Source organism: Pseudoalteromonas luteoviolacea CPMOR-1, from assembly GCF_001625685.1.
Classification (GTDB): domain Bacteria; phylum Pseudomonadota; class Gammaproteobacteria; order Enterobacterales; family Alteromonadaceae; genus Pseudoalteromonas; species Pseudoalteromonas luteoviolacea_K.
Map to the genome: position 1 here is coordinate 133,334 of NZ_AUYC01000035.1, position 21,726 is coordinate 155,059.

Here is a 21,726-nt window from a genome sequence, read left to right on the forward strand (position 1 = left end):
AGGCCTTTTTGCAAGCAAAGATAGTTTAACCGCCACTTCCTCCAGTGACAGAGACAACGGTCGTCGTGACGTCAATATTTTCAGTTCTATATCGATACTGTATCATCTTAATAGACTGTAAATCTGTGTTGAGGAACAGCTGAATAACTTGACCATCATCATCAGCACCATAGCTAATTTGAATTCTTGGCTCATTTTCTATGTTTCTTCTATCAGCAATACTCATAATCATAGAAGCATCAAAGCTCACGCCGGTATCAAAGTCAACTGTGCCGTTTGATTCAATAATCACAGTGCCTCGGCTATGTCCATCGCCAGTGACTGTATAGGTGTTCGCGAACGCGGTTACCAACTCAAGGTTTTCGACTGCGCCATCGGTAGACTTTTCTGTAAACTGTCCTAAGAAAGTATTTTCTGATGTACTCAAATTTACTTCATGGAATTTATCGTTAAGAACAGAAACTGCATACTTAAAGCCATTAGCTTCATCGTTATATATATACTCAGATCCGACCATTTCAAATTCATTAATTTGAATCTCAGAGCCGTCATTGGCCTCAGGGTTAGGATCAATAAATAGGGCACCTGAACTTGAGAATGTAAATTGTACAACTTGGCCGTCGCTATATGATGAACCACTGGCACTCATGGCAAAGGTCAGTGTAAAAGACTTGCCTTTCAGCGCATCTGGCAGCATGTCACTGCTATCATCAGAATCATCATCGCTGCCACCTGAATAACCAGGTGTCCAAGTATAGGTAAGGTCTGAAGTAGAAGTGACGCCTTGCGTAGAAATGGTGTACTTGACACTGACCACCAGCTTACTTTCATCTGCACTGACTAGCTGAAATGAAAAGTCAGACACCGTAATACCTTGAGACTCGATTTGGGTTTTGATTTGTTTTTCAATCTCACCCAGGTCTTCAGGGTTTGGTGCTGGAATATTTTCGAGTTTAATCTCAGGCAAATTAACTGAAATACCTGCGGTAGTCGATGTGCCGGTGATGGTTAAAGTTGGTACGGTGTCATCGCTGCCTTGGTCATCATCATCATCGTCATCACCGCCTGGTATAAGGCCCCCAGGGATGAAGTCGAAAGAAATATCATCTAAGTTTAGATCTTTTAATATTTCTTCGAGGCCTTCTAATGTTTTTTTAATGTCATCAAGAGAGAATATGCCATTTATATCTGCTGACAAGGCTTCCACACCAAAGCTATTGGCATAGGCGCTAATTTGGCTTGATAAATCAGATACAAAAGTTTCTGCATTATACACCGGGTTTTCGAAGACTTGATCGCCTACCTTTCCATCGAGCACATTATCTAAAAAATCAGCCTTTAAACTGTTTAAAATTGCAATTGCGGGATTGTCTTGACTGGATCCTAGTTTGGCAAGGCCAGCAAGTGTTGTTGCGTATATGCCAGCTTGGTCATTATTAATTGAGCCTGCAACGTTTTCTGACACAAGTTGTGGTGCTTGTAAAATAGAATCAAGCGCGGGAGCAAGGGCGTTTTTTATTTGCTCGTTTACCGCATTCACTGACGCAGCATCGACCACATTTGCTGAGATTATCGAATTAGCGGCGATTTCAGTTAAGGTGGTGACACCTACTTGGTTTTGCAGTGATGCCATGACCGCACGTAATGTCGTTGTAGATGGTAACGGCAAAAATTGGCCTTTTGATTCGTCGAAATACTCAGACTCGCTGGTTGGTTTTACTTCAACAATGAAAGGGCCCGTTGTGCCACTGGGTACGGTAATGGTGGCCGTACCATCATCTCCGGTTGAGCCTGTTGCACCTTCAACCACTTGCTTATTTGCCAGTGTGAGTAGTTGGACGTCAGCATTTTTTATCAAACCTAGTGATGGGGTAACAGTGACAGTTGTGCTTTGTTCGACAGGATTAGTGACAGGATCGTCATCATCGTTATCTAAACAGCCAGACAACGATAATAAGGCCAAACCCAAGCATAATCCTTGGAATGGTTTATACATGTTCATAGCAATGCCTACAAGGTTATTAAAACGGTTTTGCTATTGCATCAATCAACCAACCTGCCAATCCCTTGTAATTACTGTTTAATACCCATGTTCGGTTCCAGCTAATGTTGAATGTGCGATCCAATAGCTTAATAGAATGTAGCCCAAAATTGCTATTTTAGAAGTAATGTGAAAAAAACAGGTCGTTAAAGTGTGTCAACTCTATCAACGACGACTTCACGGTGGCTGAATTTACACGTGTTATCCGTCACTGTTAAGTTATCAAGATAGCGACCAGCTATCACGGTTGTTACACCTTCATTATTTTTGTTTTTTTGGTACAAGATAAAATTGGAATTAGCCCTAATACGCGCATTTTCATCTAAAAAAATTCGACTACTGGTCATAAGGTGAATTGATTTCTTTTGCTTTCTTGCTGATTCAAATCTTGCTGCAAGTGCTTGATGACCAACTAAGGATATATTTAACTTTTCTACATTAAACGTGGCGTTTTCGGTAAATAAACTGACGTACTGCTCAGTTGTGCCTTTGTCCCTTATCTCTGGATATTGGTATATCGTTTGCTCGCATTGTTGATGCGCAGATGGATCTATTGTTTTAGTGAGCGTACATGCGGTAAGAAAAACGAAGGGGATGACGCAGAGTTGTTTCATATATTTCCTTGTTATTTTTGTAGGCTTCCTTGTCGGCGTTATTTTGAAGAGTGCTTGCTTTTTTTCTTAGCAGCAACAAATCTAGAAGCCAGTGCATATACAACATACACCAATACCAAAGAATTGCCGAGTACTAATACATCCTTGTCTTCCGTCATTAACCATAAAAACGCAAGTGCAACAGCAGCAATGGTGAAGTGTGTCACTAAGGGATTAGTTTTACTCTTTTTACCCATTAAAAAACCCTAAACTAAAAATAAGACGTCATTATAAAGTGAAATAAGTACACAAACCATGCTTTTGGAACGTTTTATTTAGCCAAAATTGCTAAGTAACTGTAATCAACAGGAATTGATTTTCACCGCCTTTATTGTGTCATTAACTCACTCGAACTAAAGGATTAATCTTAAAGTCGTACTAATATGATGGTTCTTGACCTAGGTTAATTTTTTACCTGTATTAGGGTTTTAAAATATAGGTAGAGCAGGGAAAACATATGACTTTATATGGCTAAAAAAAATTTACTTGATGTGTTAAAGCACATTTTTAGAATTGATTTAAAAAAACTCATATTGGCTTTGGCAACGTGTGGTGTCGTATTGTCTCTATTAAATACACTTTTTGCGAGTTACCAAGTACATAGACAAGCGTTTATCCAAGATACTTTGCATGCTAATCAGACTTATGCGACAAAACTTGCAGAGGTTACACAACTCTTCTTACAGTCAGTGAACAGTCAATTGAATGTCAGTGCATTCCATATTGCCGAGCATATTGATGACACCGTATTGATTAACGCTGAATTAGAGCGCTTGTTGTCACAAACAAATAGCTTTGACTCTCTCGTTGTGGTGAACCGAACAGGAAAAATCATCGCAGTGATGCCTGAATTACCGGTGTTAGGTGAATCAATCTCTTCACAGCAACTAGATAAAGTGATGTTACAAGAACCTATTGTCCTTGATCCGTTTGTCTCTCCTGCTGGCAATTTGATGATTAGCCCAACTTACCCGCTTTTCAACAGCCATGGTCAATATTTGGGGTTCGTTGCCGGGGGCATTTATCTTCATGGGGATACAATCCTTAATCGTTTACTTGGAAGGCATCATTACGAAGGTGGCTCATATTCTTATGTTGTAGACAAAAAGCAACGTATTTTGTATCACCCCGATCCAAAAAGAATTGGAGAACAAGTATCAAACAACATTGTAATAGAACGTGTTTTAAATGGACAAACAGGCGCAATGGAGTTGACAAATAGTGGTGGCAATCAGATGCTTGCTGGCTTCGCGTCTATCCCCATGACAGGGTGGGGCGTCGTGAGTCAAAGGCCACTTATTTCAATTTTAAATCAGCTTGCAGTAACACATAAATCCGTTGTTTATTCCAGTGCCCCTTTTACGATTGTGATTTTAGGGTGGGTGTTTGTAGCTGGCGGGTTAATCGCAAAGCCTTTAGCTTTACTGGCAAAGCAACTAGCTACTGTAGAAAAGCATAGTATAGCTAGTTCTGGGGTAAGTGCTTGGTATTATGAAGTGGCTAACCTTAAATATGCTTTAATCCAGAGTCATCGTGCGGTTCGTCAGGTGATAAAGTCTCTGGATGTAGATCGTAAAACAGACAAGCTTACTTCTTTACATAATAGATTGTCACTGGAGCTGTGGCTTGAGAATACACTCAATTCTCAAGTTGGGTTTTCAGTGTTGGCGATTGATATTGACCACTTCAAGTCTATAAATGATAGTCATGGTCACTGTACCGGTGATAAAGTGCTCAAAGAACTTGCAAATCTCATGATTCAAAACGCAAGGGGAGATGATTTCTGCTGTAGGATAGGCGGGGAAGAGTTTTTAATTTTCATGCCAAATCAGTCTATTTCACAAGCAATGTCTACAGCTGAAAGGTTAAGAAAATTAGTTTCAAATCACATTATGCCCGACGGAATCACTATTACAGTGTCAATCGGCGTCTCTACATGGCCAAATAACTCAATGAGAATAGACAAAACGATTGAAATGGCAGATAAAGCTTTGTACCAAGCTAAAAGGGCAGGAAGAAATAGAAGTTGTTGTCTTGAAGCTGCTTAATATCATTTTTTGTTCATAAAACAGCTAATCGTTTACAAACTTTTAGCTTAGACAATGATCTTTGTCTTAAATGTGGGTAAGATGCGCGCCAAATTATAATATTATTGATTTGGAGTAGTAAATGGGACAAACTTTGAAAGTGCCACATACACTCGTGCTATTGCTCGGCATGATGGTGGTTGCCCTGTTAGCCACATGGGTGGTACCTCAGGGCTTTTTTGAAACAAGCGTAACCGAAAGCGGCAGGCAGATGGTTGTCGCTGGTACTTATCAGCTCGTAGAGCAAAAACAATATCTTACTCCATGGGATCTGCTCACTGCAATTCCTAAAGCATTTGCGCAAGCACAAGATGTCATTTTCTTCGTATTAATCGTAGGTGGTGTACTGAGCATTGCTCGTGCAACAGGCACAGTTGATGCGTTGATTGGTCGTTTATTGGAAAAGCATGGTACAAAGCCACAACGCCTTATATTTATGGTTGTGTTTTGTTTTGCTTTGGCGTCGAGCACAATTGGTACTGCTGGTGAATATATTCCATTTGTACTGATCTTGGTTGCACTCTGTAAGGCCATGAGATTAGACGCAATGACGGCTGTAGGTATGATTGTCGCAGGTTATGGTATTGGTTATGGTGTTTCAGCGTTTAACCCATTTACTGTTCTCATTGCTCAACAAATCGCAGATATTCCGGTTTATTCTGGTATTGAGCTAAGACTCGCGATTTTTATTCCTTTTGTTTTAATCGGCTTTCACCATGTGTGGAGTTATGCAAAAAAAGTCTCAAATGATCCAAGCAAATCTATGATGATTGGTGTGCCTTGTCCACTAGAAGGACAAGCAAAACCAAATTATCCTAAACTTAATAGTCGTCACCAGGCGGTGTTATTTAGCTTTATCATAACGTTATGTATTGCAGTATGGGGTATTGCAACCAAAGGTTGGTATTTATATGAGCTAGGTGGTTTATTTGTTGCTTGGGGCATTGTGATTGCTGTAATTGGTAAATTATCTGCTGATGAGACTGCTGAGCGCTTTATTGATGGTGTATCAGATCTTGTTACGACTGCTGTTTTAATCGGTGTAGCACGTGGTATTGCACTTATATTAGAAGATGGTCAAATTCTACACACATTGGTATACAGCCTTTCGTCGCCATTGTCTCACGTTGCTGCAGAAATATCGGCTGTTGGCATGTTGATTATTCAAACTTTCCTGAATACGTTTATTCCTTCAGGTTCCGGACAAGCATATGTGACCATGCCGCTAATGGTGCCAGTGGGTGATTTGGTCGGTGTACCACGTCAGGTTGCCGTGCTTGCTTACCAATTTGGTGACGGGTTCTCGAATATGATTATACCAACTAACGCAGTATTGATGGGTATTCTAGGTATGGCTGGTGTGCCTTATACACACTGGTTCAGGTTCTGCCTACCTTTGATTGGTAAGTTATTATTGGCAGCTTCAGTGGTTCTTGTCCTTGCTGTCAGCTTTGGCTATGGCTTAGATGTCCAGCCTATTATTGAATAAAGTTAATTTTTCTCACAAAAAGCCGTCTTTATAAGACGGCTTTTTTTTGCTTTTTAAATAGCATTTCTTAGATAAAAATAATATGTTTGTGTCTATAAGTGGTAAAACTGGTGTTTAAAGGTTGAAATATTGTTAGATATATATTTCAAATCCTTGTTATTGATATTTTATTGATCTATCTTCATATTTCTAAATATTGATTATTTATCATTGTTAGATGTATTAATTCCGGTTCATATTAATAACTATAATTATTAAAAGATTGTTAAACGATGACGCTATCATTCAGTACTTTCTATAATTTGCCAAGTAGCGAGGCTCGCTATGAATTGGCACTCAACCTGATTTACGAGAAGTTTCAACCAGCTCATTGTTTAATTGGTAAATTCATTGATTCAGATACTCGGGTCAAAACCGTTGCTTACTCGGTCAATGGAGAAAAGTCCAACTACATTATCTATGATCTTGAAGGGACGCCTTGCAAAGACGCTAAAGACAGTCAAAGTGTTTGCTCTATCAGCTGTAATTTACAGCAAATGTATGCTGAAGACGAAATCTTAAAGATATTTGATATCGATGGTTATCTTGGAGTTACGCTTAGGGCGTTAGACCACAAGCCGATAGGTATCATGGTCTGTCTATTCGACGAAAAAATTGAAATTTCAAGTGACGACAAGCATTGGTTTAGAGAGTTAAGCTTACTTGTTGGTGCGGAACTAAATCACAATTTGGAGTTGGCTGCTCAAGAGATTCTTGTCAAGCAGTTGGCCAAAGGCGAGCGTATTGCCAGATTGAGTTCCTGGTCTTGGAACATAAGTAGGAACATCCACAGTTTTAGTCAAGAAATGCAAACCTTAGTGAATTTGCCAGATCAAATTGTTGATTTTGAGATGTTTTGTGACAGCCTCAAAGACAAAGATCAAAAATCTCTAAGAATCTTGATGCAGAAATTGCGTCATGGGCAAATAAACCATATAGACATACATGTGTCTCACCGAGATAGAAGTCAATTCAAAGGATTATTTCGAGTTATAGGGCATGTAGAGCGCTCAGACGAGCAAGAAGATGAGCGGATTTTTTGTGCGTCGGTTCAGGATATTTCATATATTTACGCCCTCAACAAACAGCTTGAGTTAACCAATGTTGTATTTGAGCATGCTACAGAAGCTATCATGATCACTGATCATAAAAACCGTATTGTGATGGTTAACAGGGCTTTTGAACGTTTAACGGGTTACTCAGATACTGAGCTTCTGGGCAGAAACCCGTCGGTATTATCTTCAGGCAAGCACAGCCCTGAATTTTATCAAAAGATGTGGGATATTCTTAGTAAAGAGGGCACATGGAAAGGTGAAATCTACAATCGACGAAAGAATGGGCAAATTTTCCCCGAGGAGTTAACGCTCAATATCGTTCGGGATGAAGACGATGAAATTGTCAATTATGTAGCTATTTTTAGGGATATTACCGTTTGGAAACGCAATGAAGCTCAACTGACCTTTTATGCTAACCATGAGCCCTTAACGGCACTCATTAACCGACGTTGTTTTATGGATATTCTTGAGTCCAAGATATCTCAAAATCGCAGTACTTTGCAGCCGTGTTCGTTGCTCTTTATCGGGTTAGACCACTTCAAAGAGGTCAACGATATATACGGGCCTGAAATAGGCGATAAAGTACTTATTTCTGTCGCACGAAGATTAAAAAATGGCTTAAGAAGAGCGGATACGATTTCTCGATATGGTGGAGATGAGTTTGCGATTTTGCTCGATGCAATGGATGAGCAAAGTGCCTATGATATTGCCTCTAAGTTAAATGAAAAGCTGAAGCAGCCTTATGTATTTAATGAGTTAACCATTGAACTGACTGCCAGTACAGGTGTTGCTCAGCTAGATTGCCGAAAACGGATCACCGCAGCCAAATTTATTCGAAATGCTGCACATGCATTAGAAAGTGCAAAGAAAACCAACAGAGGCAGTGTGGCGCTGCACAACCAAGAAATACAAACTGCGTACCTCAATAAAATTGCGTTGAGAGATAAGCTAAGGCACGCAATAAAGCATGATTTATTGAATGTCTATTATCAGCCAATTGTAGATCAATCAACAGGGTGTATTGTTAAGTTTGAAGCTTTGGTCCGTTGGTTTGATGATGAGCAAGGGATGATATCCCCTGGGGCATTTATCCCGATTGCAGAAGAGTTTGGCTTGATTCAACAAATTGGACACTTTGTTTTAAAAAGGGCGTGTAGAGACTTAAGTAAGATACACTCTCTTGGGTATGCTGATGTCAGTATATCTGTTAACCGTTCGGTCAATGAATTCAAAGTCAGTAACAATCAATTTGACTTGGTGACTGAAGCGATTGAAAGTGCAAATATACCTTTTGGTAGTCTAACGGTTGAAGTAACTGAGTCGATGGCGACTAATCATTACACTTGGCAACTACTGAGAGACTTAAGAGAAAAGGGGGTGAAAATTGCACTCGATGATTTTTGCACTGGTTATTCGTCCTTAAGCCATCTAATTGAAAATCAAGTTGATTATTTGAAAATAGATAAGTCTTTTGTAGATAGCCTCTTACAGGATAAAAGTAAGCAAATTATGATCTCATGCCTCATTGATATGGCAAAACAACTTGGCATAAAGGTCATCGCGGAAGGGGTCGAGTCAGAGAATCAACTGAGTGTACTAAAAGAACTTGGGTGCGATCATATACAAGGTTATTACTACAGCCCGGCAAGACCGATAGGCGCTTGTATACATTTGCTAGAGGAGTTTAATGGTGAAAAGCCGATTGAGCTTAACATGTTAGGCATCACATCAAGCAGGGTCTAGTTGAGGGCCTGATCTGTCAGGCCCATCTTACATTTATATCGACAGTTAAATATGCGGCTTTAAAATGTCATAAAATGCTTCAATATGATCATCTCTATCGTTGAGAGCGGGAATATAATCGTAACGTTGACCACCTGCTTCGATAAAGTACTCTCTGTTTTCTTCTTCTAATTCCTCAAGTGTCTCTAAACAGTCTGCACTAAATGCAGGACTTAATATCGCTATATGTTTGGTCCCTGATTGAGCCAACTCTTTCAGTGTAAAGTCGGTGTATGGTTTGAGCCATTCTTCTCGGCCAAATCTGCTTTGAAAGGTTGTCATGACCTTTTCTTTATCTAGGCCGAGTTTGGCGACCACTGCATTGGTCGTCAGGTGACAGAAACAATGGTATGGGTCACCATTGGTTAGAAATTTTTTCGGCGTACCGTGATAAGAAAAGAGGATCTTATCTGGTGTTGGGTTGTTGTCTAAGTATTCTTGTACTGAGTTACTTAATGACTCGATGTACTTTTCATTGCCATGATAACCGTTGATGAAATGTAATTGGGGTACCCAGCGCCATTTCGTTAATACTCGAGAGACTGCATCAAAGGTTGAGCCAGTAGTTGCACTTGAGTATTGCGGATAGAGTGGTAGTACAACAATTTTTGTGATGCCTTTCTCTCGCAGCTCTTCCAACCCAGCTTCTATTGATGGGTTGCCGTATCGCATGGCCATCACAATTTCGACGTCGTTATGATTATGTTCGACTAAATATTCTTTTAATTTTTGACACTGCTTTTTAGTGATGTCAATAAGTGGGGAGCCTTGTGCCGTCCAAATACTCTGATAAGCCTTAGCTGACCTGCTTGGGCGAATTCTTAATATAATGCCATGCAATATCATCATCCAAATAATACGAGGGATTTCTACAATGCGCGGATCTGATAAAAACTCTCTGAGATACACTCTAAGTGCTTGTGTGGTTGCTGCATCTGGGCTGCCTAAGTTGGTTACAAGTACGCCAACTTTATTGTTGAAACGATTTTCATGTGGATTGTCTGTAATTGCCGAAAATCTGGACACTTAGCACTCCTTGGTGGCATTTTAAAACGGATGATATTTTACAATAAAGCGTATACGTAAAACACGCATATTTGGATCTAACACACATGTTTTTAATTTAAATCATGTCAATACGTCTTAAAATTGTAGTATTAGAGTGAAAATAGGTTGCTTATGTATAGTATAAGTCGTATGTTCCTCTATCCGGCGTCGAGTTTTAACGTAATTTGCAGAGAGTTCTAAGTTAAATGCGAGTTAATCAACCAGTTACAAATCGTGAACAGCGATTTGCACCAGCAGATAAACTCATTTCAGTTACTGATTTAAAAGGCACAATCATTGACTGTAATGAACACTTCATAAATATAAGTGGCTACTCAAAAGAAGAATTAATAGGCCAACCTCATAACATAGTCAGACACCCAGATATGCCTGAATTGGCGTTCAAAACCATGTGGACTCAGTTAAAAGCGGGTAAGCCTTGGATGGGGATGGTAAAAAACCGGTGTAAAAATGGCGATTTTTATTGGGTTGATGCATATGTGACCCCAATGACTGAAAATGGTCGAGTTATTGGTTATGAATCTGTCAGAACGTGCCCTAGTCGCGAAAACATCGAAAGAGCGGACATGCTCTATCGCTCGATTCAAAATGGCCGCAAAGCAAGCTTTAAACTACCTAGGTTAAGAACAATCTGGCCAGTTGCTGCATTTGCAAGTTCTCTTGCTATATATGCATTAGGTTCTGAGTCTGGTGCATTTGCATGGCTTATGCTCAATAGTGTCGCTATCTTTGGTTACAATCGATATCGCGATAATGAGCAACTTGAAAGAATTAACCAAGTTTTGAAACATAGTTTTTGCGATGACGTGTCAAAACAAGTGTATTCTCCTTGGCAAGGGAAAATGGCCGAGTTACATGTAAAATTGCTTAGTGAACATGCGCATTTAGACACTGTGATCACTCGAATTGAACACGCATCAAAACAAGTGACCACTGGTGCTGAGCAAACGACAGACAAAAGCCGTTCAACGACTGAGCGGCTTACCCAACAGCAGCAAGAAACTGAGCTTGTTGCAACGGCAATGAATGAGATGGCCACGACCATTCATGAAGTATCACAAAATGTTCAATCTACATCGGCGGATGCCACGGATGCACTCGAGCTTGCCAAAGAAGGGGCTAAGAGTTCAGAAGAGACTAAGTCTTCTATTGAAAGCTTGGGGGCGACAGTTATTGATATTAAAGACTCAGTCCTTGGTGTTGCGCGTCAAACAACCAAAATTGCTGATGCCGCACAAATAATTGAACAAATCGCTGAACAAACAAATTTATTGGCACTGAATGCAGCCATCGAAGCGGCACGGGCAGGTGAACAAGGCAGAGGCTTTGCGGTTGTTGCTGATGAAGTGAGACACCTTGCGCAGCGAACTCAAGAGTCTACTAAAGAAATTCATGCGATAATTGATGAACTCACGCAGAGCACACAAGAGTCTGAAGTGATCGCGCAGCGAGGCGAAACAGAGTCACAGTTAGGAATCGAAAAACTGAATGCATCTACACAAAAAATTGAGCATATTTATTCTTTAATTGAAACAATGAGCGTTAATAGCATGCAGATTGCAGCAGCTGTAGAAGAGCAGGCCACTGTTTCTGAAGATATTAATAAGCAAGTCGTGAATATTGCTTCGTTGGCTAACTCAAGTGTTATCAGTTCGCTAGAGAGCCAAGAGATAAGTGAAGACCTAACACGTGTTGCTAAAGATATGCATGAACTGGTAGTTAGGTTTAAAAGATAAAATTTTATTGATGAGGGCCATATATAGGCCCTTAATGACGACCCTAAAAGAACACATCATACCTTAATGTGCTTTAATCAAATATTAACAATATACTTGGAAATAAAAATTATAACTCACAAGCAAGAGCGCATTCATTAACAGACAAGGGTTTGTGTTTAATTACCGATAAGCTTCACAATAATGATATATAACTTGCCTAAATATGTGTGTGGGAAAGGGGGTTATAGCTTTCTTTTAACCCCAGATTTAGCTCGTTCTTTTATATTTGTTTGAATATAAATCTGGTCAGTTGTCGCAATTTTCGAGTGACCGAGATCTTCAGATAAGTGCTTCAAAGGTCGGGTTTGTGCATCATGAGTTGCACCTGTGTGCCTTAACCAATGACTAGTTGCGGCTTCTAGGTTTTCAGATTCTTCACTAAAGCCATCTTGCTTTAACTTATCAATGGCTAAGTCAAAGCTTTCTTGAACAATTCGCCTAAGTTGACGCACATTCATGCCACCTTGACCGCGCAATTTATGAATTATAGGATGTGGTTCATCGACACGAGGTAGGGACGTCAAGCCACGTGACTGCCTATACCGCTTTAAATACATCACAAAATCATCGCTTAAAGTGACATCTCGCAGTTTATTTCCTTTGCCCATAATCCTTAAAAACCAAAAACCATCCTGATCTTGCCAGAAGTGGCTCATAACGGGAGACCACTGTGGGCGCTCAGAAAGCTCTGATATGCGAAGGTAAAGACCTTTGAGACAAGCTAACGTAAATAGATTCCTTTCAAATTTAGGGTTTTGCTCACATAAGTCTTTGGTGACACCAAAAACATATTCCCATTGCAAGTCACTTAGCGTGTCTGGTAGTTTAATTTGTGATTGAACGACTAAGTAAGGACAGTTCTTTTTTACAACTGGTACAAAATTGGCGAATGCCTTTTCCTCCAATATTGCAAACTTATAAAACACATTTAGTGCGGTGAACATTGAAGCAAGAGTCTGTTGACTAACGCCATTCTCTTTATAAACAAATGGGCGCCAGTTAGGATTAACTTGCCGTGTCCCTTGGTAGTTTTTAAATCGCCACTGAACAGAATCAGCAAGCCATGCTTGATCTGGTTCTACAACAAAATCAACATATGCCTCTATGTCTTCGCGTTTCAACTCAAATATTGATTTTTCTTGTATCAGCCAGCTCCATAAATGGAAACGCTCAATTTCATTTCTAAAGCGATTAAATGTTGCTTCAGATTTTCGCCCATACACATACAAAAATTGGTAAAGGAATTTCAGTTCATCAAAGCACACATTCTCTGCGAGTCGATTATTGTTTAAAAACTCAGCCATTGCAGGGTATTCACTTGGCAAGGTATCGTCATCTAAATGAGCGATAAGATATCTGAGTTGTTTAAGTGTATCGACTAACGGCGTCATATATTGTTGATCCAAGCGGTATGTTTGTATCAAATTATATGTATATTTATTCAGTATTGTCTAGCACAGTTTGTACCTGCCTAATATGTTGATTTTTATGGCGTGTTGATTGCCAGCAGAGTAAAGAGCCAAGTGTCACTGAAACAACACCGAACCAAAAGCTCTGATGTAAGCTTACGCCCAAAATAAGGGCGGCAAACACACCTGAAAATACCGGGGTGAAATAAGAAATTACGGCAAGTAAAATCATATTACCGCCGATGATTGCCTTGTTCCATAACCCATAGCCAAGCGCCATACCCGCACCTGCAAGTGCGAGTAAAAATACGCTTGAAAATGAAAAGCCTGATTCAAAACCAACATCAAGAAGATACCATTTAAGCCATAATGTACACGCAGTAAAAACAAAAAATAATGAAATGGCATTATGTCCACCGGACATAGATTTGGTTAAGTTGCAGTATATGGCCCAAATTATTGCGCCACTAAATGCAAGAAAAAATGCCAGGGGATTGCTAATGACGTTGCTTAATATACCCTCCAAAAGGTTTGAGCTTCCAGAAACAACTAAGCACACGCCAACAAATGCTAAAATACAGCCAGGTAACAACAACAGAGATTTAGCGTGTGTGCTTTTGCTGATAAGTGCACCCAAGATAGTAAATAGAGGCCAAAGATAGTTGACTATTAATACTTGTGCAGATTGTTCACGAGAGTTTGCAAATCCTAAAGATAAAGACAAGCAAAGCTCATATGCAACGAAGAGAGTTCCGCCAAAAACGACATAACGTTTGGGGTACTTTTTAAAATTGGGTATGCCTGAGAAGGCGACTAAAAACAACGCCGAATAGGTGTAAACAAGCGCTGCACCGCCAATTGCACCGAAGTCCTCACTCACGATACGTACGATATGTAAAACACCGCTCCACAATAGCACGGCCATAACGCCAAATAGTGTAAACTTGTATCGAGATTGCAAACTTCAGAACTCCATTAAAAACGCTTGATTATATAGGTTTTGAATTATCCTGCACCTGTTTTAGTTATATTTTCAAGATGTGTATGAATAAATTATCTTACGCACTGATATACTAGGTATAAGGCTGTTGTCGTGTGTTAAGCGGAATCAAAAAATGATGTTTAAAGCTTTTTCAGAGAGTGACTTATGAGCAATAAACTTGGTTTAGGCGGAAGTTGTTATTGGTGTACCGAGGCAATATTTCGTTCTATCATTGGCGTTAAAACGGTAGAGCAAGGTTGGTTAAACAGTTTTGAGGACCATATCTCATTCTCTGAAGGTATTTTGATAGAATTTGCGCCAGACATGATTACGTTAAATGATCTTGTTGAAATCCACTTATTGACACATAGCTCAACGTCAAATCATTCACGTCGCGATAAATATCGCAGTGCTGTGTATTGTCAGAATATAGAACAACAAAAGGAAGTTGAGGGTATCATTGCAACGCTGCAAGGGGAGTTCGAGCAACCCATAATCACTCGGTCACTGTTAATCAACGAATTTAAATTGTCTTCTGAGTATTATCAAGATTACTTTTATACAGCACCTAAAAGACCATTTTGTCAGAACATCATCGCTCCTAAATTGGTAAAACTAATGGAAAAATTTAAGTATAAAGTGAACTCTGAGCAAGTGAATAAAGCGATAAATTGACTTTTCATTCTTTTAAATAGAATTTATTTTTGTATTAAACCGTATTTTTTTATACATCCATTCTTTTTAAAGGAACAATCTCGTCATTTTGTGACTATTCTCTGACAATCACCGCTATGAATTCGTATATTTGTCATTTACAGCTTTTACGCCAGCTTCTGGTGTTGGGGTTATTCATTGATATAGGTGATAACGATACAATTTATTATTGAAATTTAATTATGTTAAATTGAGTGGGGTGTAAATACTTTTGATATTAGGGCAGTTATAATTTAAAGAAAGCTCAGCTTAAAACTGAGCTTTCTATAGTGTATGAATTAACCATGGTTTTCATGGAAGTGTTCACCATGTTGATGATGCCAGTGCCCATCATGGTTATATTCAACTCGTCCTTGCTCAACTCGTCTTTTATGACCACAATCTAACCCATGACCATGTTTGTGCTTTTCATGAACTTTTACCTTGGCTTCATGAACTTCTCCGGCATGGTTATGGTGATCATGTCCACTGTGATTATAATCAAAGTGGTCTACATGCCATTCAGCAGCATGACCACAGTTGTAAGCATGTTTATGTTCGTGTTTATCGTGCGATACATGCTCAGCAGCGACGGCAACGCCTGTTACGCCAATAGACAATGCTAAAATAATTTCCTTCATAGAGTTGCTCCGATTGTGAGTATCAGTTCTAAAATAGGGTAGTTATAACATTTTTGCAACCTATACTGGTTGGCTTGATTTCAGCGGTGTATCACCAATTTTATATAATACGGGCGTATTCAGATTTCTTAATTTACCCGTTTCAGGTTCGTAGACTTCAAGTGCAAAGTAAATACTGTTGACTATTACTACAACTATTCTTCTACACCAGCTGAAATGGTCGCTTATCTGTGTTGGAATGGCATTAATAAGTGTGTAAAAATTAGTAACAACAAATCTGGACTATTGACTCTGTTTGCTAACAAAGCAGCGAAAAAAATTCCTTCTTTGCATTCGGTGTCATTTATGGCGTAAAAAGCCAGGTTATCGTGAATTACGGGTATTAAAAGCAATTTAGGCCTTACTTTAAGGCCTTTTTATTACGCATACGTATCTACCGCCAACATACCTGCCTTGACTTGATAATCCATTGGCAGAGAGCGATTAAAGTCGAGAATTTTATTAAAAATTTCGGCATCTGAGGCGCCTTCGTGTTTCATATTGTTATATATCTGAATTCGTTGTTCTGTGACCACCGCGGCTTCTTTATCAAAATCATCTGACTTACTAGCCCACTTTTTGAAAGCAACAGGATCAGTAAGAGGAGGCGCTTCGTTAAGATTTACCAGCATTTTATCAGGGATAAAGGAGACGGCTTCTGCCATATCGGCTGCAAATGAAGGGTCCGACTCGACTTGCTCTTTGAAAACATCCCAATTGAGCTTTCGATCCGATGTGGTAGGTGATTGCTCCGATTTGTCAGTTTGTTTTGCAGATGACGTTGCAGCGGTTTTATTGGCTGCTTGCATAGCTTGATACTGCGATACAGCACCCGTTCCTTGGTATGGATTTGAGTTTAAAATCATGGCTTATCTCCTTATTTTCAGTAACGTCTAATGTGCAAACAACAAGCCAATTTAAGTAATTAAAAATTTCCATTAAATACATGTAGTAACGAATAAATCTGTTTGAAACGGACAAATTTTGCCGTTATAAACTAGGAATAGAGTGCTCGAGAGGCAAGAGTTTACTTGCACTGTGTCTAGTTGAATCTGTACAGGATTGTAATTTGCGTAGGAATAAACTTATGTCTTGTTCAGAATTTCAAAAGCACATAAATCAAAAATAATTGGTAATGCAGAGCATTGCGGCAATCATGGCCACTCGAGTTGGTCTAATCGTCCTCTTAATACTTTAAAAGGTTAATCGCATATCTGTAAGAGCAGTGTAATGGGAAAAATGCTGTCTATTCACTAAGCTAAAATCTTCATCATTTTATTTCATGCATATTCGAGGAAGAGTTCATGAAACATAACGTACGGATCTACCCAAGCAATACCGCTAACCCCACACTGAACAACTCAGACACAAAAAAAGCGAATCTCGCATTTTGCTTTTCTGGCGGGGGGTCTCGAGCATTAACATGCGCATGGGGCCAGATGTTAGGGTTAAATACGCATAACTTACTTGAAAAAGCCCGGTATATCTCATCTGTGTCGGGTGGTACTTGGGCATCGTCTATTTATTCATTTTTACCATCACAATACACTGATGAGCAACTACTTGGTAAATATATCCAACCCCAAAACTTAGCGGTTACTGCAAAACCAGGTAAGTTTGATATAAATAAACTCGGTGAGCATAGCTTTGGTAATGTTCCAGCGGCTACTGGTATTGATAATTTATTGGTTACAGCTGCTGCATTTATAGCTAAAAATGAAAGTAAAGATCATCAGTGGCTTTGGACAGATATTGTTGCCACACACATACTGTCTCATTTCAATTTGAGAGCTAAAGGGGAATATTCGTGGACATCAACTAAGTCCTTCTCTTTATCTCAAAGCTACGCACAAAACACCTTTCCGTCTATGCAGCCTTCATCGGACAATTTTTTTTACTTACGTGAGGGTCGACCATTTCTCATTATGAACAACAATATCATGCAGCCAGTTAAGTCGATCGATAATGCTAAAATAAATATTGTTCAACTACCGAATCAAGCAACAGCGGTTTCTGCCGGCGCAAGAGGGAAGGTACCTAACTTTACGATTTTGGGTGGTGGCCAGGTTGAGTCCTTTGCTTATGCTTCTACTTTAGAGCAGACAGGTGCAAATACTTCGCCGGTTGAAGTCAATATCACCCAACCCTATGCACTAGTAGACATTGTAAGTACATCTAGCTCATTTTTTGCAAACGCGCTTGCTACCATGTTTACAGCAAAAATTAATGACCCTATGAGCCTTTCGCAAATATTAGATGGAGTAATGCCCTTATTAACTGATTCGGACAAGAAAAGCTTGTTAGGTGAATTAAAAAATGGTGTTGAAAAAGATGCAGTATCTAATCTATCAGCCGCTTTAGTGAATAGATTTAAAAGCTTTATAGATAAAAATAAGCTCAATGAGATTGCAGATTTTATACCGAGGCATAATTACTGGCCGATTAACGAGACGAGTCAAAACTACCCAGAGACTTTATACACCGATGGCGGAACATTAGACAATACGGGAGTGATAGGAATTTTATCTCAAACAGACAATGGACAGGAGCAACAAGAGGCGATTAAATTAGTTGTATTTGACAACACAAGTACTCCTTTGGTTAAAAAGTCAAAGATAGTCGCAGCGGGGCAAGCAGCGCCTTTATTCGGCATTGACTACGATAATACGACCGGAAATTATCAGTTATTTAATGACAGCCAAAAAGATCCCACACACCCTGCATTTTGTGCAACCAGTTTGATACACGTATTCGACAATACTGAGAACAATTCATCGACGCCTTTTGAGCAACTAGTTAAAGGTCTATTTGAGAGTAATGCGAATAATACTCAACCAGCATTTTACCGAATTGAATTAACAACTGTAGAAAACCCATTAGCAAATATTAGTGCAGGTCGTACTGTTGAGGTTTTATATATTCAGAATGCAAAAATGCTTGATTGGCAGAATAGCCTCTCTGACGAAAGTCTTCAATCGCAAATTTTAGCGGGGCAGCAAGTCCAAAGCACGATTGGCTCTGAGATGGAAGATGCTGCCTTATTTGTTGATGCTCGATACAGTTTATCGTGGGATAGTGATAAGGTACTTGAGGATAAGACTTTATCTTTACTGAAAAATCCAGCAAAACCGTTTGCTAACTTTCCTTATTACAGTACATTTTTCAAAATCGGTTTAGAACCTAAAGAGTCTAACGCTCTGTCACAAATGTGGGCTTGGGCAATTGCGGATGATGCAAGCTCACTACATGAGCAAATTAAGACATTTATTGAAGGCTGATTGAATTGTTCTTGGATAAATAAGCGTACCTTCAACAGTCAACTTTATCACTTGCAAGCTGGCTGTTGACGTGCTTTCTACTTGTGAGTTAAGCGTATTTCACTGTCATGTTGGCTTTGACGATTTTACTGGTGGCGTTTGTTGATGTTTATTAGATGAGTCGCTAAACATATTTTTAAATTAGCAAATTAACTCGTTGAGTAATACACTGGCTTTAACTTAATTTAAGTAAGTAAACCAGTATGAAACACATTGAGCATTTTAAATTATTGGCATTGTATAACCAGCGTATGAATTGCCAGTTGATCAACGCTGCAAAAACGCTCAAGCACAATCAACTTATAGATGATAAAGGCGCTTTTTTTGGTTCAATACTGGGCACCCTGAATCACTTAATCATAGGTGATATGATCTGGTTACTTAGGTTTTCAAAGCACTCTAATCGCTATCAAACGCTTATACAGCTGAGCGAACTGCCTTATCCAACCAGCTTAAACGACATATTATATGACCAATTAGAACCTTTGATTAAAGTCAGAGAGCAAGTGGACCAGGCAATTTTGGAATGGTTAAATAATGAAGTACAAGAAGCTGATTTTCATACTACTTTGACTTATGGCAACACAAAAGGTGAAGTCAGCGAAAGGGAGTTTAGTGAGCTGGTATCTCACCTTTTTAACCACCAGACACATCATAGAGGCCAAATATCGACGTTATTTAGTCAGTTAGGGGTTGATATTGGTACTACAGACTACTTGATAGATATACCCGATAAAAAAAGTGCTGGCTAAGTTTTTAAAAGTCCGATCAATAAATATTTGTAGATAAAGTAAGTTATTGAGCCTGAGCAAATAATTGCTACACTTTTTTATATCAATCACAATTTGAAAGGAAATTTGCTAAGTGGAAAAGAAATCAAGCAAAGCGTTAAACACATTACGTTTGAACTTTTCCCTTGTGATTTTGATTGGTTTAGGGCTTACGCTCGTTTCTTTATTTTTTTACCACAAGGTAGAAACGCAATGGCGATACTACTCAACCAATATTTACGAAGTTTATTATTTACATGATGATTTAGTGCAGCACCTCGGCTATGGAGGTTTCATCCATAATTTTAAAAACTTAGTACTCAGAAAAGATAGAGCCCGATATGAGCCTGAGTTGAGAAAATCAATTGTTGAAATAAAGGAAATCATTTCAACACTAGAACGTTTTGAACAATACGATAACCAGTCTTTAAAAATCATCAAAAGTGTTGTAAGTGAGTACGAAGATAATTTGTCGCTCGCTTTACAGCTAATTGATAAAGGTGCCTCAAGTGAAGAGATCGACAAAGCTGTCCAAGTGGATGATACGGATGCACTGGCTGCTTTAGCGAAGTTTCATTTAGATAGCCGAGCACGGATCAATCAAGAAGAAAATCAATTAAGCAATAACTTTGTCATAGCGCATACCGTGAATGTAATTAGCGTTATGATTTTTATCGGTGTACTGGTGCTTTATTTTTTCAGGTTGAAAAATGCATTTGAAAAAGAGCATATTCTCAAATTGGAAGCGCAGAAAGCATCACAAGCAAAGTCAGATTTCTTGGCTAATATGAGCCATGAAGTCAGGACACCACTGAATGGAGTAATGGGCTCTTTACAACAACTGCACTCAGACCTTACGAGAGAAAAAGACATCGAAACGGCATCTATTGCTCTCCAATCTTGCAAGAACCTCCTTAAGATTATTAACGATATACTCGACTTTTCAAAAGTAGAGGCCAATGAGTTGTCGCTGGATAATATTGAGTTTTCATTGGGTAAATTGATAGATAATCTCAACTCTGACTTTTCTTTATCCGCAAAAAATAAATCTATTTCGTTCACAATCAGCATAGATAGTGAATTGAAAAGCAGCACCTGGAAAGGTGATCCAATTAGAGTTCAACAAGTTTTGAATAACCTAGTATCAAATGCAATTAAATTCACTGATAACGGAGGAGTCACCGTTGAAATTTACGCAGATGATACAAAGCCGTCGTCTATGCTTGTATTCAAAATTTGTGATACCGGAATAGGCATGTCAAAAGAAGGTCTAGGTAATCTATTTAAACGCTTCCAGCAAGCCGATAACTCCATAACTCGGCGGTTTGGTGGCACTGGGCTGGGTATGTCCATTACTGATAATCTCATTGAGCTAATGAACGGCGAAATTGTCGTTAATAGTCAAGAGGGTAAAGGAACGAATGTCGTCGTTAGCCTGCCATTAATAAAGCTACAAGCGAGTAAAGTTGGACATATTAAGAATGTTGAAAACAAAGTAGTGGTGCCCGTTTTAGCTGAAAAGCATATCCTAGTCGCCGAAGATGATCCGATTAATATCCGAGTGATAACTGCGATGTTGGAAAAAACAAAAGCCCATGTATCGATTGCAAAAAATGGTATTGAAGCAGTCGAAGCTTTTAGAAAAAATGTACCTGACTTAGTTCTTATGGATATTCAAATGCCTAAAATGAGTGGTATCCAAGCGTGTGAACTTATACGGCAAGAGAATAAGAGCTTGCCCGTTATTGCCCTTACTGCAAATGTAATGAAAAGCGACATAGAGTTATATTCGCAAAGTGGTTTCACTACTCATGTCGCAAAGCCAATAGATCAAACACTGCTATATAAATCATTGAGTGAACATATAAAAGAAGAAATTTGAT

General features: G+C 39.1%; 16 protein-coding genes. 8 read left to right on the forward strand and 8 right to left on the reverse strand.

The window, feature by feature from the left end:
• Positions 1 to 25: 25 nt before the first annotated feature.
• From N473_RS15230 to N473_RS15240, 3 genes are all read right to left on the reverse strand, one after another.
• Positions 26 to 2,002 carry a hypothetical protein gene (locus tag N473_RS15230; RefSeq protein ID WP_063368654.1) on the reverse strand — a complete coding sequence of 659 codons (1,977 nt, stop codon included), beginning with the start codon at positions 2,000 to 2,002 and terminating at the stop codon, positions 26 to 28.
• A gap of 185 nt (positions 2,003 to 2,187) precedes the next feature.
• A complete protein-coding gene (locus tag N473_RS15235) occupies positions 2,188 to 2,655 on the reverse strand; it encodes a nuclear transport factor 2 family protein (RefSeq protein WP_063368655.1) in 468 nt (155 codons plus the stop codon).
• A gap of 38 nt (positions 2,656 to 2,693) precedes the next feature.
• Complete coding sequence (locus N473_RS15240) at positions 2,694 to 2,891, reverse strand: hypothetical protein (RefSeq protein WP_039610062.1); 198 nt, start codon at positions 2,889 to 2,891, stop codon at positions 2,694 to 2,696.
• 270 nt (positions 2,892 to 3,161) lie between these two features.
• Here N473_RS15240 and N473_RS15245 point away from each other — a divergent pair, with 270 nt between their 5' ends.
• The 3 genes from N473_RS15245 to N473_RS15255 all read left to right on the forward strand — a co-directional run bounded on the left by N473_RS15245 (position 3,162) and on the right by N473_RS15255 (position 9,107).
• Positions 3,162 to 4,742, forward strand: coding sequence for a diguanylate cyclase (locus tag N473_RS15245; protein ID WP_063368656.1), 1,581 nt, complete (start codon positions 3,162 to 3,164; stop codon positions 4,740 to 4,742).
• A 121-nt stretch (positions 4,743 to 4,863) separates the two neighbouring features.
• Positions 4,864 to 6,270 (forward strand): YfcC family protein, encoded by a 1,407-nt coding sequence (locus N473_RS15250; RefSeq protein ID WP_063368657.1) that lies wholly within the window; start codon positions 4,864 to 4,866, stop codon positions 6,268 to 6,270.
• Between the two features lie 272 nt (positions 6,271 to 6,542).
• The gene (locus N473_RS15255; RefSeq protein WP_063368658.1) at positions 6,543 to 9,107 is read left to right on the forward strand and encodes a putative bifunctional diguanylate cyclase/phosphodiesterase; all 2,565 of its coding nucleotides are present in this window, start codon (positions 6,543 to 6,545) and stop codon (positions 9,105 to 9,107) included.
• 45 nt (positions 9,108 to 9,152) lie between these two features.
• On the opposite strand, the gene hemH is transcribed toward N473_RS15255, so the two are convergent.
• The gene (gene hemH / locus N473_RS15260) at positions 9,153 to 10,172 is read right to left on the reverse strand and encodes a ferrochelatase (protein ID WP_063368659.1); all 1,020 of its coding nucleotides are present in this window, start codon (positions 10,170 to 10,172) and stop codon (positions 9,153 to 9,155) included.
• Positions 10,173 to 10,399: 227 nt separating this feature from the next.
• Here hemH and N473_RS15265 point away from each other — a divergent pair, with 227 nt between their 5' ends.
• On the forward strand, positions 10,400 to 11,950 hold the full coding sequence (locus N473_RS15265; protein WP_063368660.1) for a methyl-accepting chemotaxis protein: 1,551 nt from the start codon (positions 10,400 to 10,402) through the stop codon (positions 11,948 to 11,950).
• Between the two features lie 224 nt (positions 11,951 to 12,174).
• Here the strand turns inward: N473_RS15265 and N473_RS15270 are convergent, their stop codons facing one another.
• Positions 12,175 to 13,383: a tyrosine-type recombinase/integrase gene (locus N473_RS15270; protein WP_063368661.1), complete on the reverse strand. Its 1,209-nt coding sequence runs from the start codon at positions 13,381 to 13,383 to the stop codon at positions 12,175 to 12,177.
• A 46-nt stretch (positions 13,384 to 13,429) separates the two neighbouring features.
• Positions 13,430 to 14,362 (reverse strand): aromatic amino acid DMT transporter YddG, encoded by a 933-nt coding sequence (gene yddG, locus N473_RS15275; protein ID WP_063368662.1) that lies wholly within the window; start codon positions 14,360 to 14,362, stop codon positions 13,430 to 13,432.
• A 186-nt stretch (positions 14,363 to 14,548) separates the two neighbouring features.
• On the opposite strand from yddG, the gene N473_RS15280 reads away from it, so the two are divergent.
• On the forward strand, positions 14,549 to 15,058 hold the full coding sequence (locus N473_RS15280; RefSeq protein ID WP_063368663.1) for a peptide-methionine (S)-S-oxide reductase: 510 nt from the start codon (positions 14,549 to 14,551) through the stop codon (positions 15,056 to 15,058).
• 317 nt (positions 15,059 to 15,375) lie between these two features.
• Here the strand turns inward: N473_RS15280 and N473_RS15285 are convergent, their stop codons facing one another.
• Positions 15,376 to 15,717, reverse strand: a complete 342-nt coding sequence (locus tag N473_RS15285; protein WP_081221205.1) for a hypothetical protein — start codon at positions 15,715 to 15,717, stop codon at positions 15,376 to 15,378.
• Between the two features lie 419 nt (positions 15,718 to 16,136).
• Positions 16,137 to 16,622, reverse strand: coding sequence for a hypothetical protein (locus N473_RS15290; protein ID WP_063368664.1), 486 nt, complete (start codon positions 16,620 to 16,622; stop codon positions 16,137 to 16,139).
• A gap of 438 nt (positions 16,623 to 17,060) precedes the next feature.
• Between N473_RS15290 and N473_RS15295 the strand changes: the two genes are divergently transcribed.
• The 3 genes from N473_RS15295 (at position 17,061) to N473_RS15305 (ending at position 21,725) form a co-directional block, all read left to right on the forward strand.
• Positions 17,061 to 19,034: a hypothetical protein gene (locus N473_RS15295; protein WP_063368665.1), complete on the forward strand. Its 1,974-nt coding sequence runs from the start codon at positions 17,061 to 17,063 to the stop codon at positions 19,032 to 19,034.
• A 242-nt stretch (positions 19,035 to 19,276) separates the two neighbouring features.
• Positions 19,277 to 19,825 (forward strand): DinB family protein, encoded by a 549-nt coding sequence (locus N473_RS15300; RefSeq protein WP_063368666.1) that lies wholly within the window; start codon positions 19,277 to 19,279, stop codon positions 19,823 to 19,825.
• 112 nt (positions 19,826 to 19,937) lie between these two features.
• Complete coding sequence (locus N473_RS15305) at positions 19,938 to 21,725, forward strand: ATP-binding protein (RefSeq protein ID WP_063368667.1); 1,788 nt, start codon at positions 19,938 to 19,940, stop codon at positions 21,723 to 21,725.
• Position 21,726 lies beyond the last annotated feature (1 nt).

Coding starts and splice junctions, on each gene's coding strand:
- N473_RS15250 (WP_063368657.1), top strand. CDS start 4,864: ATGGGACAAACTTTGAAAGTGCCACATACACTCGTGCTATTGCTCGGC.
- N473_RS15230 (WP_063368654.1), bottom strand. CDS start 2,002: ATGAACATGTATAAACCATTCCAAGGATTATGCTTGGGTTTGGCCTTA.
- N473_RS15290 (WP_063368664.1), bottom strand. CDS start 16,622: ATGATTTTAAACTCAAATCCATACCAAGGAACGGGTGCTGTATCGCAG.
- N473_RS15240 (WP_039610062.1), bottom strand. CDS start 2,891: ATGGGTAAAAAGAGTAAAACTAATCCCTTAGTGACACACTTCACCATT.
- N473_RS15270 (WP_063368661.1), bottom strand. CDS start 13,383: ATGACGCCGTTAGTCGATACACTTAAACAACTCAGATATCTTATCGCT.
- N473_RS15255 (WP_063368658.1), top strand. CDS start 6,543: ATGACGCTATCATTCAGTACTTTCTATAATTTGCCAAGTAGCGAGGCT.
- N473_RS15285 (WP_081221205.1), bottom strand. CDS start 15,717: ATGAAGGAAATTATTTTAGCATTGTCTATTGGCGTAACAGGCGTTGCC.
- N473_RS15295 (WP_063368665.1), top strand. CDS start 17,061: ATGAAACATAACGTACGGATCTACCCAAGCAATACCGCTAACCCCACA.
- N473_RS15235 (WP_063368655.1), bottom strand. CDS start 2,655: ATGAAACAACTCTGCGTCATCCCCTTCGTTTTTCTTACCGCATGTACG.
- N473_RS15280 (WP_063368663.1), top strand. CDS start 14,549: ATGAGCAATAAACTTGGTTTAGGCGGAAGTTGTTATTGGTGTACCGAG.
- N473_RS15245 (WP_063368656.1), top strand. CDS start 3,162: ATGGCTAAAAAAAATTTACTTGATGTGTTAAAGCACATTTTTAGAATT.
- N473_RS15300 (WP_063368666.1), top strand. CDS start 19,277: ATGAAACACATTGAGCATTTTAAATTATTGGCATTGTATAACCAGCGT.
- N473_RS15265 (WP_063368660.1), top strand. CDS start 10,400: ATGCGAGTTAATCAACCAGTTACAAATCGTGAACAGCGATTTGCACCA.